Origin of the sequence: Aeromonas sp. sif2416, from assembly GCF_019218665.1 — a bacterium.
GTDB classification, from domain to species: Bacteria; Pseudomonadota; Gammaproteobacteria; order Enterobacterales; family Aeromonadaceae; genus Aeromonas; species Aeromonas encheleia.
On the sequence record NZ_JAHUXC010000001.1, the window covers coordinates 335,103 to 349,681 of the forward strand.

The following is a 14,579-nucleotide window of genomic DNA, read 5'->3' on the forward strand; positions in this document are numbered from 1 at the left end:
CGTTCCTTAACAGAAAAGTTTAACGAGAGAAGAGGGATTGGTAGTGATCGGCCTTGAAGCCCAGGTGCAGCTCGCCACCCAGATCCAGCAGCGGGCGCTTGATCATGGCGGGCTGGGCCAGCAGCAGGGCGCGGGCCCTGGTCTGGTCGAGCCCCTGTTTCGCCTCGTCCGGCAGGGCGCGGAAGGTGGTGCCGCGGGTGTTGAGCAGGGCTTCCCAGCCGAGCTGGCCTAGCCACAGGTCCAGCTGGGCAGGATCCAGCCCGTCGACCCTGTGATCGTGGAAACGGTAGTCGATACCGGCCTCATCCAGCCACTTTCGGGCCTTCTTGATGGTGTCGCAGTTCTTGATGCCATAGAGGGTGGTGGCCATGGGAGGTCCTTTAGCTGCGGGCAGGGCCCTGGATCAACGAAGGCCCGATTCTGGCATTGTGATCCCCTCATGGCAACGCCGGCGCCCCGCCCGGGCGCTTTTTCTGCGGACCGGCCGCACCGACACCCGGCCCGAGCGCCAGAAACACAAAACGCGCCCTTGGGCGCGTCGTTGCAAAAACTCTTCGATGGGGCGACTTATGGCGAGAGGGGCCACTGGTAATCGAACACCCTGGCACGTTCCCAGGGGGCGTTGGGCAGGCTGGAGGAGAGGCCGCCGTACTTGCCCACGTCGTCCACCACTATGGTGGAGAGGATCGGCAGCTGATGCTCGGTGCAATACATGCGAATGCGTTGCAGCAGGGTACGCAGCTCATCCTGGCTGCTCTCCAGCCCGGCCTGTTTGGCCAGCTTGGAGTAACGAATGGTGGTGCGCTCCCTTGCAGACTCGATGAGGATGTCCCACAGCTTGTAGTCGCAGTTGCTGCTCTCTGCGGTGGCCAGGTTTGTCATAACTCTCTCCGGTGCGAAATGGTCGCTCTGTGTCGATGGGCATCTTGGCCAGTTCAACCACCACGGGCGTTGATCCAAAGCAAAAAAAGTGGAGGTTGTTGGCCTGGAGGCCCTGCAATGGGATTCTAATGGTTTTTATTTGGATTTAAAGGCTGCTTTTTGTGATTTATATGGAGTTTCGTGCTGCTAATGAGCGTTCAAATCATCTTTATTGATGGGGATCAAGGGGAAGACGGGACATCGCCACTAGATTTCGCACTTCGATAATCCTATCAGGAGCGCATTTTGGAACTCATATTCGTCTTGCTTGTGCTGGCGGCCGTGGTCTACGGCATCGTCAAGGATTACAACCCCCAGGCGGTACTGGCCCTGGCGGGGATGACCCTCTTCACCCTGGCGTACTGGCTGGGGCTGCACCCCATACTGCCCGCGGACAAGAGCACAGGGTTCGCGCTGTTCGACCTGTTCGAGGTGTTCAAGGGCATCTTCTCCTACCGCGCGGCGGGGCTCGGCCTCACCATCATGGCGGTGGCGGGCTTTGCCACCTACATGTCCCACATCGGCGCCTCCCAGGCGCTGGTGCGGGTGGCGGTCAAGCCGGTGGCGGGCATCCAGTCCAGCTACCTGATGCTGGCGATCTGCTATCTGGTGGCGGTCTTCGTGTCGCTGTTTGTCACCTCGGCCACCGGCCTCGGCCTGTTGCTGATGGTCACCATGTACCCCGTGATGCGCAACCTCGGCATCAGCCCGGCCTCCGCCTGCGGGGTCATCGCCACCTCCCAGGCGTTCGAGATAGGCCCGACCCAGACCAACGCAATCTTCTCCGCCGGTCAGTCCGGCCTGGATCCGACCAGCTACTTCGTCGACTACCAGATCTGGCTGGTGGCTCCCATGCTGCTGGTGACCATGGTGCTGCACTTCTTCTGGCAGCGGCATTGCGATCGGCAGGATGGCTGGGATCCGGCCCTGCATCGAGGCGATCATGCCGAGCTCGACGAGCAGGGGAAGGATGAGCTGAAGGCGCCGACCTGGTATGCCCTGCTGCCCATCATCCCCTTCGTGCTGATGATGACCTTCTCCAAGCTGCTGGTGGACGACATCAAGATGAGCGTCGAGGTGGCCATGCTGCTGTCGGTGTTCATCGGCATGCTGTGTGAGCTGCTGCGTAGCCGCTCGGCGCGTACCGCCATGGCCGGGCTGTCGAGCTTCCTCGACGGCATGGGCAAGGTGTTCGGCCCGGTGGTGGCGCTGATCGTCTGCGCCGAGCTGTTCGCCGAGTCCCTCAAGGCCATAGGGGCCATCGACACCCTGCTGCACTCCGCCGCCAACGCGGGGATCGGCAGCGGGCTGATGACCCTGGTGATGGTGGGGCTCATCATGGTGGCGGCGGTCATCATGGGCTCCGGCAACGCGGCCTTCCTCAGCTTCTCCACCCTGGCGCCTGCGGTGGCGGCCAAGTTCGGGGTCCCCGCGGTCACCATGCTGTTGCCGATGCAGCTGGCCTCCAGCATAGGTCGATCGGTGTCCCCCATCGCCGCCGTGCTGATCGCCTGTGCCGGCATCGCCAGGGTCTCCCCCTTCGTGGTGGTCAAGCGTACCAGCGTGCCTATGGCGGGGGCGCTGGTGACGGCGCTGGCGCTCAACTACCTGCTGTTTATGTGATGGCGGAGCGGGCGGCCTGGCTGCCCGCTCTCATCCTGTTGCTGACCGGCCTGCACCAAGGGTGGCAAGGCTGGCATGGAGAAGATGATGACTGACCTGAAGACTCCGTTTTCCCTCGAGACCTACCTGGCCGAGTTGGCCCCGCTCATCAACCTGGACTGCGGCACCCGCACCCCGGCCGGGGTGGCGACGGTGGCCGACATCATGACCGAAAAGTATGAAGCCATCGGCTGGCAGGTAGTGCGCCACCAGTTTGCCGCCGAGTGCGGCCCCTGCCTCGAGATCACCAATGCGCCGGGCGCCGATCGCTACGATGTGATGCTGATCGGCCACATGGATACCGTGTTCCCGGAGGGGACGGCGGCTAAACGTCCGCTGAAAGTCGAAGGCAATCAGGCCTTCGGCCCCGGCGTCTCCGACATGAAGAGCGGCCTGCTCTCCCTCTGGTATGCCCTGAAGGGGCTGGATCCGGCGCTGCTGGCCAGGCTGAAGATACTGGTCTGCTACAACTGCGACGAGGAGATTGGCTCCCCCTGGTCCAGGGATTGGTTGGTAGCCAAGGCCAAGCAGAGCGGCTGCGTGCTGGTGGCCGAGGCCGCCCGCCCGAGCGGGGATCTCATCAGCGCCCGCAAGGGCAACGCCAAGTACCGCATCCGCTTCCACGGCAAGGCCTCCCACGCGGGCTCTGCCCTGGCGGAGGGGGTCTCCGCCATCACAGAGCTGGCCCATTGGGTGCTGGCCATCAACGAGCAGGTCAACATGGAGACCGGTACCACCATGAACGTGGGGGTGGTGCAGGGGGGCACCGGCGTCAACGTGGTGCCTGACTTCGCCGAGGCGATCGTCGACTTGCGCTTCTGGAGCAACGAGGAGGCCGCCGCGGTGCACGACAGGCTCGGCTTCATGGCCAACAACCCCTTCCTGGCCGGTTGCCGGGTCGAGGTGGATCGCCAGAGCTTCAAGCCGGCGATGCGCCCCAATGGCGACACCGAGGCCCTGATGGCGCTGGTGGAGTCGGCGGCGCAGGAGGAGGGTATTGCCTTCAACTGGCTGGAGGCGGGGGGCGGCTCGGACGCGAACTTCACCGCCGCCGCCGGGGTGCCGTCACTGGATGGCTTCGGCCCCATGGGGGGCGGCTTCCACTCCGAGGCCGAATTCCTGCTGCTCGACAGCATAGAGCCGCGCATTCGGCTGCTGCAGCGGGTGCTGAGCCGGCTGGCGAACTAGGCGCCCCCAGGGGGGGGATCGGAACGGGAGGCCAGTGCCTCCCGTTTTTTATGGCCGCTCTGCGGGCAATGGCTCCTCTTCGACCAGATAGGCCAGATGATCCTGGCGCGCCACCCGCCAGCCTGCGAGCCGCAAGGGGGCCGCGAAGCCGGGGCCGTCGGTCACCATGCTGTGGTACTCCCCCTGCTCGCCGCAGAGATCGAAGCCCTGGGCGTCGGCCAGCGCCTTCAGCTCGGCGAGGCTGGCTGCGTTCAACGAACGGCCCACCCAGTCGGGTGCCAGGGTGCGAGTATCGACGCAGGAGAGGTGGGCGACTATGCCGCGCGCCAGCATGCCGGCCAGCAGCGCCGCGCGGGATTGCTGCCAGAGCGGGGTGTGCACGGTCAACCCGAGCGGGCGGCAGCGCTCGCGAATCCAGTTGTTGGCGCCCCCCACGCTGTCGATGTCACCGGTCACCACCCCATCGAGGGCCCACTCCTGTCGTAGCCGGGCCAGCGCCGTCTCATAGCCCTGCTCGAAGGGCGCCTCTATGGTGACCAGCTGGTGAGGTAGACCGAGAGCCTGCGCCTGACGGCGTACCAGGGCCAGCGGATGGGCCAGAAAACGGGGCTCGGGTGGGGCAAAGGTCACCAGTGCGACCACCTGATGCCCCTGTTCACGGGCATGACAGAGCGCCAGCATGGCATCTTTGCCGCCACTCCAGAGTGTGATGACGCGAGACATGGGTTTGATTCCAATGGTGAAAGAGGGGACATGCTACCCAGCTGGCGAGCCCTTGGCAAAGCCGCAGCGGCGGGAAATCGCTGCGGGAGAGAGAAGGAGGGAGAAAAGAACAGGCCCCCATGACGGGGGCCTGTCAGGCCAGAGCGTGTCGAACGCCGCTGGGATTACAGCAAGATGGTGGTCAGCACATACCCCAGGGCGCAAGAGCTGCTGACCCCGATCAGCCCCGGAATGATGAAGCTGTGGTTGATGATGAACTTGCCGATGCGGGTGGTACCGGAGCGGTCGAAACCGATACAGGCCAGATCGCTCGGGTAGGTCGGCAGCACGAAGTAGCCATAGCTGGCAGGCAGGAAGGCGATCAGCAGCTTCGGCTCCACCCCCAGCGCCAGGCCCATGGGGGCGATGGCGGTCAGGGCGGCGGCCTGGCTGTTCACCAGCTTGGAGATGAGGAACAGCACCAGGGCGTAGGTCCAGGGCTGGGCCTGTACCACGTGGGCCAGCGACTCCTTGAGCAGCGGCATGTGAGCCTGGAAGAAGGTCTCACTCATCCAGGCGACTCCGAACACGGAGAAGATGGCGACCATGCCGGCCTTGAACACCGCACCGTTGGAGATGTCACCCGGCTTGACCTTGCAGCGCATCAGTATGATGGCGCCGGCGATCAGCATCATCATCTGGATCACCAGGTTCATGGAGAGCGGGCCAGCCTTGCCCTTGATCTCGAACACGGGTCTCAGCCCTTCGTTGGCCCCCAGCACCACCACGGCGGCGATGGCGGCGAAGAAGATCCAGGTCGACCAGTAGGCTTCTTTCGGGAACTTGGTGTTGAGCAGGGTCTCGCCGCCGCCATAGATGAAGGCGCGTTGCTCAGGATCCTTGATCTTGGCCTGGAACTCCTGGTCCTGGTCCAGATCCTTGCCGCGACGCAGGCTCCACAGGGCCGCCATGATCACGCCGGTCAGGGAGGAGGGGATGGCGATCATCAGGATGTCCAGCAGGCCGTAGGCCTGACCTATGCCGTGACCGGCCGCCAGGATGGAGACCATGGAGACCACGGCCACCGAGACCGGGGAGGCACAGATGGCCATCTGGGAGGCAACGGACGCCACCGCCATCGGCCGCTCGGGACGGATGTTCTTCTGCAGCGCTATGTCGGCGATGATGGGGAACATGGTGTAGACCACGTGGCCGGTACCGCACAGGAAGGTGAGGGTCCAGGTGGTGAGCGGCGCCAGAATGGTGATGTATTGCGGGTGACGGCGCAGCAGGCGCTCGGCAATCTGCATCATCAGGTTGAGACCGCCGGCGGTCTGCAGGGTGGCGGCGCAACCGATCACCGCCAGTATGGTCAGCATCACCTGCACCGGTGGCTCACCCGGGGTCAGCCCGAACACGAAGGTCAGCAGGAACAGACCTATGCCGCTGATGAGACCCAGTCCCATGCCCCCAAAGCGGGTACCCAGCAGCAAGCAGCCGAGTACCACAAAAAACTCCATCAAGATCATTCCATTACCTCGTGTGATTAATCCATCTCTGCGTCGGACCCTGGGTCCGCCATTCGCGTTGTTATTTAGCCCTAAGGGGTTAGTGGGTATTCTGCCCTCCCTAAAGAGGTAAAAAATTGAGGTGGTTCAATAACAGACCCTTTTCCGATTTAAGTGCATAAAAACTATGGATATGCCCTTGAACAGGGGCGTTCGGGAGCGTGGCAGGCAGGGGAAGAGGGGGGATTTATTCGAGGATCAGGATGAGATGCAGGGGTCGCCCCTGTCAGGAGTCGGCAGGGGACGATGAAGGGGCGTCACAGGCCGGGGCTGGCCTGCGAGCCTGGCAATGAGTCCGGCTGGTCGGCTCAAGTGTCCTGGTTTGACTCGGCGGTGGCCGCCTCTTCGGATGAGGAGAGCCGGGACAAGAGGGCTGCGCTGCAGGCATCCAGGATCTCATCGGCCAGTGGCGACTCATCCGGACAGGCCCGTGACAGCATGATGGCCCCTATCATCTGTGCCATCAGCGCTATCCCCTTGGCGCGACGGGCCCGGGTGTCCTGCGCATCCGGCGTGTCGCTCAGGCCACAGGTGCGGGCCAGCATATCTTCGATACCGGCCTCGAAGGCGGTCTTGACCTGGGCCGGCTGCCGCGCCGCATCGGCGCACAGTGCGGCCATGATGCAGCCATCCCCAGGGGCATCGCGGTGCTCTCTGGACAGGTAGTGCCTGACAAACTCGGGGGCATCGAGGGGACTGGTTTTCTCCAGGCTCTGTTCAAACCCGCAGGTCGCGGCCTCTGCCATCAGATCCGCCTTGGCGGGGAAGTGCTTGTAGAAACCGCCGTGAGTGAAGCCGGCCGCCGCCATCAGATCCGCCACCCCCACGCCATCGTAACCCCGCTCGCGAAACAGCTTGGCTGCGGTGGCGACTATGTGTGCCCGGTTTGCCTGAGCCTGTGCCTTGGTGACCCTCATACCCGGTCGTCCTCTGAATCATGGAAGTGGTGATCACTATACATTGATGTTGGTCATCATCAAAATCCTTGACTGAAAAGATTATGATCGTCATCTTTAATGCGCAGACCCCGGGAAGGGGTTGAGCGCCGTGACACTCGATTGACGCTTGCAGCCCCTGATCATGGCGGCGCTATGTCGGAATACGGACTACCTTCCTCCCCAGACCCATGTTCCACATGACAGAGGCACGCCATGACAGACAAGAGACTCTTCGAGGCCTATACCCTTGGCCCCATCACCCTCGCCAACCGCATCGTGATGGCGCCACTCACCCGCAACCGTGCCGGCCCCGGCCTGGTCCCGAGCGAGCATGCCGCCACCTATTACAGCCAGCGGGCCACGGCGGGTCTGCTGATCGCCGAGGCGACCCAGGTCTCGGCCCAGGCGCAAGGCTACCAGGACACTCCCGGCCTCTACACGGCGGCGCAGATTGCGGGGTGGCGCAAGGTGACCGATGCGGTGCATGCCAGGGGAGGCCGGATCTTCGTGCAGCTGTGGCACGTCGGCCGCGTCTCCCACGTCGTGCTGCAACCCGATGGGGTGGCGCCGGTGGCCCCCTCGGCCCTTCGGGCCCAGACCAAGACCTTCGTCAACAATGACTTCGTCGAGGTGTCTATGCCCCGGGCATTGGCGCTGGAGGAGCTCCCCGGCATCATCGACGATTTTCGTCAGGCGGCTGCCAACGCCATGGCGGCTGGCTTCGACGGGGTCGAGATCCACGGTGCCAACGGCTATCTGCTGGAGCAGTTCCTCAAGGATGGGGCCAACCTGCGTACCGACGGCTATGGCGGTTCCATCGAGAACCGCGCGCGGCTGCTGCTCGAGGTCACCGCCGCCGTGGCCGAGGAGATAGGGGCCGATCGCACCGGGGTCCGGATCTCCCCCGTCTCTCCGGCCAATGGCATCTCCTGCAGCGATCCCCAGCCGCAGTACGACTATCTTGTCGAGCGGCTCAGCGCGCTGGGGGTCGTCTACCTGCACGTGATAGAGGGCGCCACAGGTGGCCCCCGGGATGTCGCCCCTTTCGACTTCGCCTCCCTGCGCCGGCGCTTCAAGCAGAGCTATCTGGCCAATAACGGCTATGACCTGACGCTGGCCAGCAGTGCTCTGGCCCAGGGCAAGGCGGACCTGTTTGCCTTCGGTCGCCCCTTTATCAGCAATCCGGATCTGGTCGAGCGCCTGCAGCAGGGCGCCCCGCTCGCCGCATTGAAACCCGAGACCCTCTATGGCGGCGGCGCCGAGGGCTACATCGATTACCCGGCCCTGGCGGGTGCCGGCGAGTAAACGTACATCGGCAGGGGGCGTCATAGCAGGTCCCCCTGTCGACACAGCGCTATCGGCCGTTGAGTGCCTGGCACTGTATCCAGCCCAGTTCAAAACGATCACAGAGAGAATGACATCATGACCATTAAACCCAGAGTGCTTATCACCGGCGCCTCCAGTGGCATTGGCGCCACCTATGCGGACCGCTTCGCCCGGCGCGGCCACGATCTGGTGCTCGTCGCCCGCGACGAGGCGCGGCTGACGGCGCTGGCCGGCCGCCTGCACCAGGCGTACGGCGTCGCCGTCGACATCCTGCCCGCCGACCTCACCCAATCCCGGGAGCTGGCCGCCGTGGAGGCCCGGCTGCAAGGCGATGCCAGCATCGGCATCCTGATCAACAACGCAGGGGCGGGTCAGGTGGGCCACTTCCTCGCCCAGACCGCCGGCAGCGTCGAGCAACTGGTGACCCTGAACACCATGGCACTGGCTCGCCTGGCGGCCGCCATAGCCCCACGGCTGGTGCAAGCCGGGGAGGGGAGCATCGTGAACATCGGCTCCGTGGTCGGGCTCGCGCCCGAATTTGGCATGACGCTCTATGGCGCGACCAAGGCCTTCGTGCTGTTCCTCTCCCAGGGGATGAGCCTGGAGCTCGCTCCTGCCGGGGTCTATGTGCAGGCGGTGCTGCCCGCTGGCACGCGCACCGAGATCTGGGCACGCTCCGGCATCGATCCCGACAGCTTGCCGGAGTTGATGGCGGTGGAGGAGCTGGTGGACGCGGCCCTGGTCGGTTTCGATCGCCGGGAAGTGGTCACCATACCGCCGCTGCATGAGGCCAGTCGCTGGGATGAGCTCGATGGCGCGCGCAAGGCGCTGCTCTCCGACCTTCGGCAGGCCCATGCCGCCGAACGTTATCAGGTTGCGCCTCAGGGCCGCTGATCCCGGCAACAAGACCGGTGGTCTGCTGGGGACGGCGCCACGCCCAACCCGCAATTCTCTCTCCAGACCGCCTCTTTTATCCTCGCGATGAGGCGTGCCTGACCTGTGCCGCTGCCCTGTGTGGGACAGGGCGGTTTGCCTGGTTCGGTCACCTCATGCTTTCTGGTAACAAGATGATGAAAGCCTTTGTGTTCAAACACTATGGTCGCTCGGCACGACCCGGGTTCGCGGAACTGCCGCACCCGACCATGGGGCCGGACGAGATCCTGGTCAAGGTGCATGCCGTCGGCCTCAATCCCATCGACAACATGATCCCGCGAGGCACTTTCAAACCCCTGCTCAAGTTTGAGCTGCCCGCCGTGCTCGGCAGCGATCTGGCCGGTGTGGTGGTGGAGGTCGGCAGCCGGGTGACGCGGTTTAGGCCGGGGGATGCCGTCTATGCCAGCCTCTTCGATCTGGGGCGCGGCGCCCTGGCGCAATGGGTTGTGGTGCCCGAACACGCGGCGGCCCTCAAGCCGGCCAGCCTCGACTTCGTTCAGGCGGCGTCCATTCCCATGGTGGCGCTGACGGCCTGGCAGGCCTTCACCGAGCAGGCCCCACTCGCGCCGGGCCAGAGGGTGTTCATTCCCGCGGGTTCCGGCGGCATAGGCTCCTTTGCCATCCAGCTTGCCAGGCACCTGGGGGCCTTCGTCGCGACCACCACCAGCACGGCGAACGTCGAGTGGGTAGGGCGGTTGGGGGCCGAGGTGGTGGTCGACTACAGACGGCAGGAGTTCGATGCGCTATTGCAGGGGTACGATCTGGTGCTGGGGACCTTGCGGGGAGACGCGATCGAGCGGTCACTGTCGATCCTCCGGCCGGGGGGGCGGCTCCTGTCGCTGATCGGCCCGCCGGATGCGGCCTTTGCGCGGGCGAGAAACATGAATGTCATCATGACCGCCCTGTTTGGCCTGATGAGCTGGAAGATCCACCGTCTTGCCCGGCGACGGGGTGTCACCTACGGCATGATGTTCGTGCGCCCGGATGGTGCCCAGCTGACCCGGATTGCCGCGCTGCTCGACGGGGGCAAGCTCAGGCCCGTGATCGACAAAGTCTTTCCGTTTGAACAGATTGACGAGGCGCTCGCCTATCTGGCGACCGGTCGCGCAAAGGGCAAGGTGGTGGTCAGCCTGGCGTGACAGACGCAGGGCGACAGCAAAGAACAAAAAAGCCGACCCAAGGGTCGGCTTTTTGCGATTCGTGTGCTGTCCGCGATTAGAACTCGGCGGTGCGAGGGGTGCGCGGGAAGGGGATGACGTCGCGGACGTTGCCCATGCCGGTCACATAGACCACCAGGCGCTCGAAGCCGAGGCCGAAACCGGAGTGGGGCACTGTGCCGTAGCGACGCAGGTCGCGATACCACCAGTAGTCTTCCTTGTTCAGGCCCATCTCGGCCATGCGCTGATCGAGCACCTCGAGGCGCTCCTCACGCTGGGCACCACCGATGATCTCGCCGATCCCCGGGGCCAGCACGTCCATGGCGGCGACGGTCTTGCCGTCGTCGTTGAGGCGCATGTAGAAGGCCTTGATGTCTTTCGGGTAGTTCTTCACCACCACAGGGGACTTGAAGTGCTCCTCGGCCAGGTAGCGCTCGTGCTCGGAGGAGAGATCGATGCCCCAGGAGACCGGGAACTCGAAGGTCTTGCCGCAGTTTTTCAGCACTTCGATGGCATCGGTGTAGTCGATCTGGGCGAAGTCGGAGGCGACGAAGCGCTCGAGGCGGCCGATGGCGTCCTTGTCGACGTGCTGGGCGAAGAACTCCAGATCGTCGCGGCGCTCGGCCAGGACGGCGTTGAAGACGTACTTCAGCATGGCTTCGGCCAGGGCGGCGTTATCTTCCAGATCGGCGAAGGCTACTTCCGGCTCCACCATCCAGAACTCGGCCAGGTGGCGGCTGGTGTTGGAGTTTTCGGCGCGGAAGGTCGGGCCGAAGGTGTAGACCTTGGACAGGGCGCAGGCATAGGTCTCGACGTTGAGCTGACCGGAGACGGTCAGGAAGGTCTCCTTGCCGAAGAAGTCCTTGTCGTAGTCGACCTTGCCGGCCGGGGTGCGCGGCAGGTTTTCCAGATCCAGGGTGGAGACGCGGAACATCTCGCCAGCGCCTTCGGTGTCGGAGGCGGTGATGAGCGGGGCGGCGATCCACAGGTAGCCTTCTTCGTGGAAGAAGCGGTGAATGGCCTGGGCCAGGCAGTTGCGTACCCGGGTCACGGCGCCGACCACGTTGGTACGGGCGCGCAGGTGAGCCTGCTCACGCAGGAACTCGATGCTGTGACGCTTGGCGGACATGGGGTAGGTGTCCGGATCTTCGACCCAGCCCACTACCTTGACCTCGGAGGCTTGCAGCTCGAAGGCCTGGCCGCTGCCCTGGGAAGCCACTACCACACCGGTCACTTCCACGGAGCAGGCGGTGGTCAGACGCAGCACTTCATCCTCGTAATTGGCCAGGGTATTGGGAACGACGGCCTGTACCGGATGGAAACCGGAACCATCGGATATGGCCAAAAATGAGATCCCCGCCTTGGAATCGCGGCGGGTCCGGATCCACCCTTTGACTGTCTGGGTGGTGCCAACCGCATACTTACCGGTCAGCACATCTACTACGGATGCGTGCGTCATCGAAATATTGTCTCCAGCTTGTTCTTGCAGCGCTATTTGCAACACTAGGGGTCTGGCCCGGGCATGAATGGCCCACCTTGGCAGACTAAGCCGTCAATCTTACCCGCGCGGGTTTGATAAACAAGCAAAAATGTCGGGCGTTTGCGGGCTTTTCGGCAGGGTGAAGGCCGGATGGGGCCATCTGGTTGGGGGTGGAGAGTGCAGGCGCGAAACAGGGTGCAGATGAGGTGACTGGGGGTTGCAGGGCTGGCGGATCCTCTGTCGGGGCGGCCTCAGGGTGCCGCTCCTTATAGATAGCCAAGCTGCCGGGCCGGTGCGCGGACTAGCCGCGCTTCTGCTCGTCCTGCTCCGGATGGGGCGCCGGGCGCTTGCCGAGCTGGCGCTCCACGCTGTCGAGCATCTGGTTGTAGGCCAGCGCGACGCGGCCTATCTCGTCCCCCTCATCCCCTTCCAGTCGATGACCGAACTCATGCAGATCGGTGGCCTCCTCCATGGAGCGGGTCAGCTGGTTGAGCGGGCGCACTATCCAGGTGCGGATGGCCCAGAGGGTCAGCAGCAGGCCCAGCCCGAAGATGACGGTGAGGCTGAGCGCCGAGGTGAGGATGTTCTGCTCGACCCGGGTGAACAGGCTGTCGAGGGAGTAGTCGAATCGCACCGCCCCCAGCACGGTGTTCTCCGGCACCTGATGGCAGCTGGTGCAGTCGGTGCCGCGAAAATCTTTCTTCGCCAACAGCGGGCGGGTCACCACCAGCCGGCTGTGCATGTTGTCGTGCACCACCTCCAGGCTGCCCTTGCCCGCCAGCGCCAGCGCATCGAACCTGTCCTTGGGAGCCTCGCTCTCGCGGCCCGGCCCGTACTGCTTGTTGACCGGCGCCCCGCGCACTATGCGGGCATCCTCCACGTGGGCGTGCTCCATGAACTTGTGGCGCAGGGTATCGCGGGCGTCCATCTTGCCGGTCAGCATCAGCATGTTGAGGCTGTCGAAATAGGCCTCGGTCTGCTCGTGGCTCTGCTCCTTGATGAGGGAGAGGATGAGGTCACGCTCGCGCACCGCCTGATAGGCGGCGGAGAACACCAGCACCATGGAGAAGATGAACAGCAGGAAGAAATTGATTTTGGCAGCGATGGAGAGGCGCATGGGAACGGTACATCTGTTGGGTAAAACCCGCGCAGTCTACCCTTCTCGTGCGCAGGTTTTTGATGAGTTGCTCACATTCTGATGAAAAAGATTCAAAAGACCCCGTCCGATCGAGCGGGGCCTGTTGTGACGGCTCAGAACTCGCCGTCGTGGATGGCCTGCCCGATGGCCCTGGTCAGCACGCTCAGCTGCTCCGGGCTGATGACGAAGGGAGGCATCAGGTAGATGAGCTTGCCAAAGGGCCGGATCCAGGCCCCCAGCTCGACAAACTTGCGCTGGATGCGCGCCACGTCCACCCGCTCCTTCATCTCCACCACCCCGATGGCGCCGAGCACCCGCACATCCGCCACGGCCGGATCCAGGGTGAGCCGTACCAGCTCGGTCCTGAGCTGATGCTCGATGGCCTGCACCCGCTCCTGCCAGGGGGAGGCCAGCAGCAGCTCGATGGAGGCATTGGCGACCGCACAGGCCAGCGGATTGGCCATGAAGGTGGGGCCGTGCATGAAGACGCCGGCCTTGCCATCGCAGATGGTGTGGGCCACCCGCTCCGTGGTGAGGGTGGCGGAGAGCGTCATGTAGCCGCCGGTGAGCGCCTTGCCCAGGCACATTATGTCGGGGCTGATGCCCGCCCAGTCACAGGCAAACAGCTGGCCGGTGCGGCCGAAACCGGTGGCGATCTCGTCGGCGATGAGCAGGATGCCGAACTCGTCGCACAGGGCGCGCACCCACTGCAGGTAGCGGGGGTGATAGAAGCGCATGCCGCCCGCCCCCTGCACTATGGGCTCGAGCACGATGGCGGCGATCTCTTCGTGGCGATCCGCCACCAGGCTGGCGAGCTCCACCACGCAGTTTTCGTCCCACTGGGCGTGGAAGCGGCAATCGGGAGCCGGGGCGAACAACTGCTCCGGCAGGAAGCCCCGGTAGAGCTCGTGCATGCCGCCATCGGGATCGGTGACGCTCATGGCGCCGAAGGTGTCGCCGTGATAGCCGCCGCGCAGGGAGACAAACTTGGTGCGCGGTTGATCCTTCGCGTGCCAGTACTGCTGGGCCATCTTGAGCGCCACCTCCACCGCCACCGAGCCGGAGTCGGCCAGGAATACCCGATCCAGCCCGGCCGGGGTGATTTCCACCAGCTTGCGACACAGCTCGACGGCGGGTGCATGGGTCAGGCCGCCGAACATGACGTGGGCCATCTTGCCGAGCTGGGCATGGGCCGCCGCATCCAGTTCCGGCACCTGATAGCCGTGCACGCAGGCCCACCAGGAGCTCATGCCATCCACCAGCTCGCGGCCGTCGCTCAGGGTGAGGGTCACGCCTTTGGCGCTGGCCACCTCGTAGCAGGGCAGGGGCTGGGTGAGGGAGGTATAGGGGTGCCAGATGTGGTGCAGGTCGAATTCTTGATTGGTCATTTTGTGTTCTATTGTCAATTAATTTGATCTGGTCGGTGTTGACAGTCTACGCGCGCTCTCTACACTAGCCAACAATTTCAGCCACTTGGCTTGGCCCTCCCGTTGCATTGACGAGGGCGGCCGGTGGCGGGTTTGGCGGTCTGCCCGGCAAGGATGCGGACCGGCGGATCCCCTTCAT

At 64.1% G+C, this 14,579-nt stretch carries 13 protein-coding genes; 5 read left to right on the forward strand and 8 right to left on the reverse strand.

The features are described from left to right. Positions 1-19: 19 nt before the first annotated feature. Both KW821_RS01500 and KW821_RS01505 read right to left on the reverse strand, forming a co-directional pair. Positions 20-370, reverse strand: coding sequence for an ArsC family reductase (locus KW821_RS01500; RefSeq protein WP_218290059.1), 351 nt, complete (start codon positions 368-370; stop codon positions 20-22). Between the two features lie 197 nt (positions 371-567). Then, positions 568-882, reverse strand: a complete 315-nt coding sequence (locus KW821_RS01505) for a hypothetical protein (RefSeq protein ID WP_042651315.1) — start codon at positions 880-882, stop codon at positions 568-570. 285 nt (positions 883-1,167) lie between these two features. Here KW821_RS01505 and dcuC point away from each other — a divergent pair, with 285 nt between their 5' ends. Both dcuC and KW821_RS01515 read left to right on the forward strand, forming a co-directional pair. After that, positions 1,168-2,544, forward strand: coding sequence for a C4-dicarboxylate transporter DcuC (gene dcuC, locus KW821_RS01510; RefSeq protein ID WP_218290060.1), 1,377 nt, complete (start codon positions 1,168-1,170; stop codon positions 2,542-2,544). A gap of 87 nt (positions 2,545-2,631) precedes the next feature. Beyond that, positions 2,632-3,771: a M20 family metallopeptidase gene (locus tag KW821_RS01515; protein ID WP_218290062.1), complete on the forward strand. Its 1,140-nt coding sequence runs from the start codon at positions 2,632-2,634 to the stop codon at positions 3,769-3,771. Positions 3,772-3,819: 48 nt separating this feature from the next. On the opposite strand, the gene KW821_RS01520 is transcribed toward KW821_RS01515, so the two are convergent. From KW821_RS01520 to KW821_RS01530, 3 genes are all read right to left on the reverse strand, one after another. After that, positions 3,820-4,494 (reverse strand): adenine nucleotide alpha hydrolase, encoded by a 675-nt coding sequence (locus tag KW821_RS01520; protein ID WP_218290063.1) that lies wholly within the window; start codon positions 4,492-4,494, stop codon positions 3,820-3,822. Positions 4,495-4,658: 164 nt separating this feature from the next. Further along, positions 4,659-6,002, reverse strand: a complete 1,344-nt coding sequence (locus KW821_RS01525) for an anaerobic C4-dicarboxylate transporter (RefSeq protein ID WP_042651319.1) — start codon at positions 6,000-6,002, stop codon at positions 4,659-4,661. Positions 6,003-6,349: 347 nt separating this feature from the next. After that, positions 6,350-6,958 (reverse strand): TetR/AcrR family transcriptional regulator, encoded by a 609-nt coding sequence (locus KW821_RS01530; protein ID WP_218290064.1) that lies wholly within the window; start codon positions 6,956-6,958, stop codon positions 6,350-6,352. A gap of 234 nt (positions 6,959-7,192) precedes the next feature. On the opposite strand from KW821_RS01530, the gene KW821_RS01535 reads away from it, so the two are divergent. From KW821_RS01535 to KW821_RS01545, 3 genes are all read left to right on the forward strand, one after another. After that, on the forward strand, positions 7,193-8,284 hold the full coding sequence (locus tag KW821_RS01535; RefSeq protein WP_218290066.1) for an alkene reductase: 1,092 nt from the start codon (positions 7,193-7,195) through the stop codon (positions 8,282-8,284). A 117-nt stretch (positions 8,285-8,401) separates the two neighbouring features. Next, positions 8,402-9,199, forward strand: a complete 798-nt coding sequence (locus KW821_RS01540; RefSeq protein ID WP_218290067.1) for an SDR family oxidoreductase — start codon at positions 8,402-8,404, stop codon at positions 9,197-9,199. A gap of 173 nt (positions 9,200-9,372) precedes the next feature. Next, positions 9,373-10,377: an NADP-dependent oxidoreductase gene (locus tag KW821_RS01545; protein ID WP_256353259.1), complete on the forward strand. Its 1,005-nt coding sequence runs from the start codon at positions 9,373-9,375 to the stop codon at positions 10,375-10,377. A 76-nt stretch (positions 10,378-10,453) separates the two neighbouring features. On the opposite strand, the gene asnS is transcribed toward KW821_RS01545, so the two are convergent. From asnS to bioA, 3 genes are all read right to left on the reverse strand, one after another. After that, the gene (gene asnS / locus KW821_RS01550; RefSeq protein WP_042651320.1) at positions 10,454-11,854 is read right to left on the reverse strand and encodes an asparagine--tRNA ligase; all 1,401 of its coding nucleotides are present in this window, start codon (positions 11,852-11,854) and stop codon (positions 10,454-10,456) included. 322 nt (positions 11,855-12,176) lie between these two features. Further along, positions 12,177-12,992 carry a HAMP domain-containing protein gene (locus KW821_RS01555; protein ID WP_218290069.1) on the reverse strand — a complete coding sequence of 272 codons (816 nt, stop codon included), beginning with the start codon at positions 12,990-12,992 and terminating at the stop codon, positions 12,177-12,179. A 134-nt stretch (positions 12,993-13,126) separates the two neighbouring features. Continuing rightward, the gene (bioA, locus tag KW821_RS01560; protein ID WP_218290070.1) at positions 13,127-14,401 is read right to left on the reverse strand and encodes an adenosylmethionine--8-amino-7-oxononanoate transaminase; all 1,275 of its coding nucleotides are present in this window, start codon (positions 14,399-14,401) and stop codon (positions 13,127-13,129) included. Positions 14,402-14,579: the final 178 nt, after the last annotated feature.

Coding starts and splice junctions, on each gene's coding strand:
- KW821_RS01500 (WP_218290059.1), bottom strand. CDS start 370: ATGGCCACCACCCTCTATGGCATCAAGAACTGCGACACCATCAAGAAG.
- KW821_RS01505 (WP_042651315.1), bottom strand. CDS start 882: ATGACAAACCTGGCCACCGCAGAGAGCAGCAACTGCGACTACAAGCTG.
- KW821_RS01515 (WP_218290062.1), top strand. CDS start 2,632: ATGACTGACCTGAAGACTCCGTTTTCCCTCGAGACCTACCTGGCCGAG.
- KW821_RS01520 (WP_218290063.1), bottom strand. CDS start 4,494: ATGTCTCGCGTCATCACACTCTGGAGTGGCGGCAAAGATGCCATGCTG.
- KW821_RS01525 (WP_042651319.1), bottom strand. CDS start 6,002: ATGATCTTGATGGAGTTTTTTGTGGTACTCGGCTGCTTGCTGCTGGGT.
- KW821_RS01530 (WP_218290064.1), bottom strand. CDS start 6,958: ATGAGGGTCACCAAGGCACAGGCTCAGGCAAACCGGGCACACATAGTC.
- KW821_RS01535 (WP_218290066.1), top strand. CDS start 7,193: ATGACAGACAAGAGACTCTTCGAGGCCTATACCCTTGGCCCCATCACC.
- KW821_RS01540 (WP_218290067.1), top strand. CDS start 8,402: ATGACCATTAAACCCAGAGTGCTTATCACCGGCGCCTCCAGTGGCATT.
- KW821_RS01545 (WP_256353259.1), top strand. CDS start 9,373: ATGATGAAAGCCTTTGTGTTCAAACACTATGGTCGCTCGGCACGACCC.
- asnS (WP_042651320.1), bottom strand. CDS start 11,854: ATGACGCACGCATCCGTAGTAGATGTGCTGACCGGTAAGTATGCGGTT.
- KW821_RS01555 (WP_218290069.1), bottom strand. CDS start 12,992: ATGCGCCTCTCCATCGCTGCCAAAATCAATTTCTTCCTGCTGTTCATC.
- bioA (WP_218290070.1), bottom strand. CDS start 14,401: ATGACCAATCAAGAATTCGACCTGCACCACATCTGGCACCCCTATACC.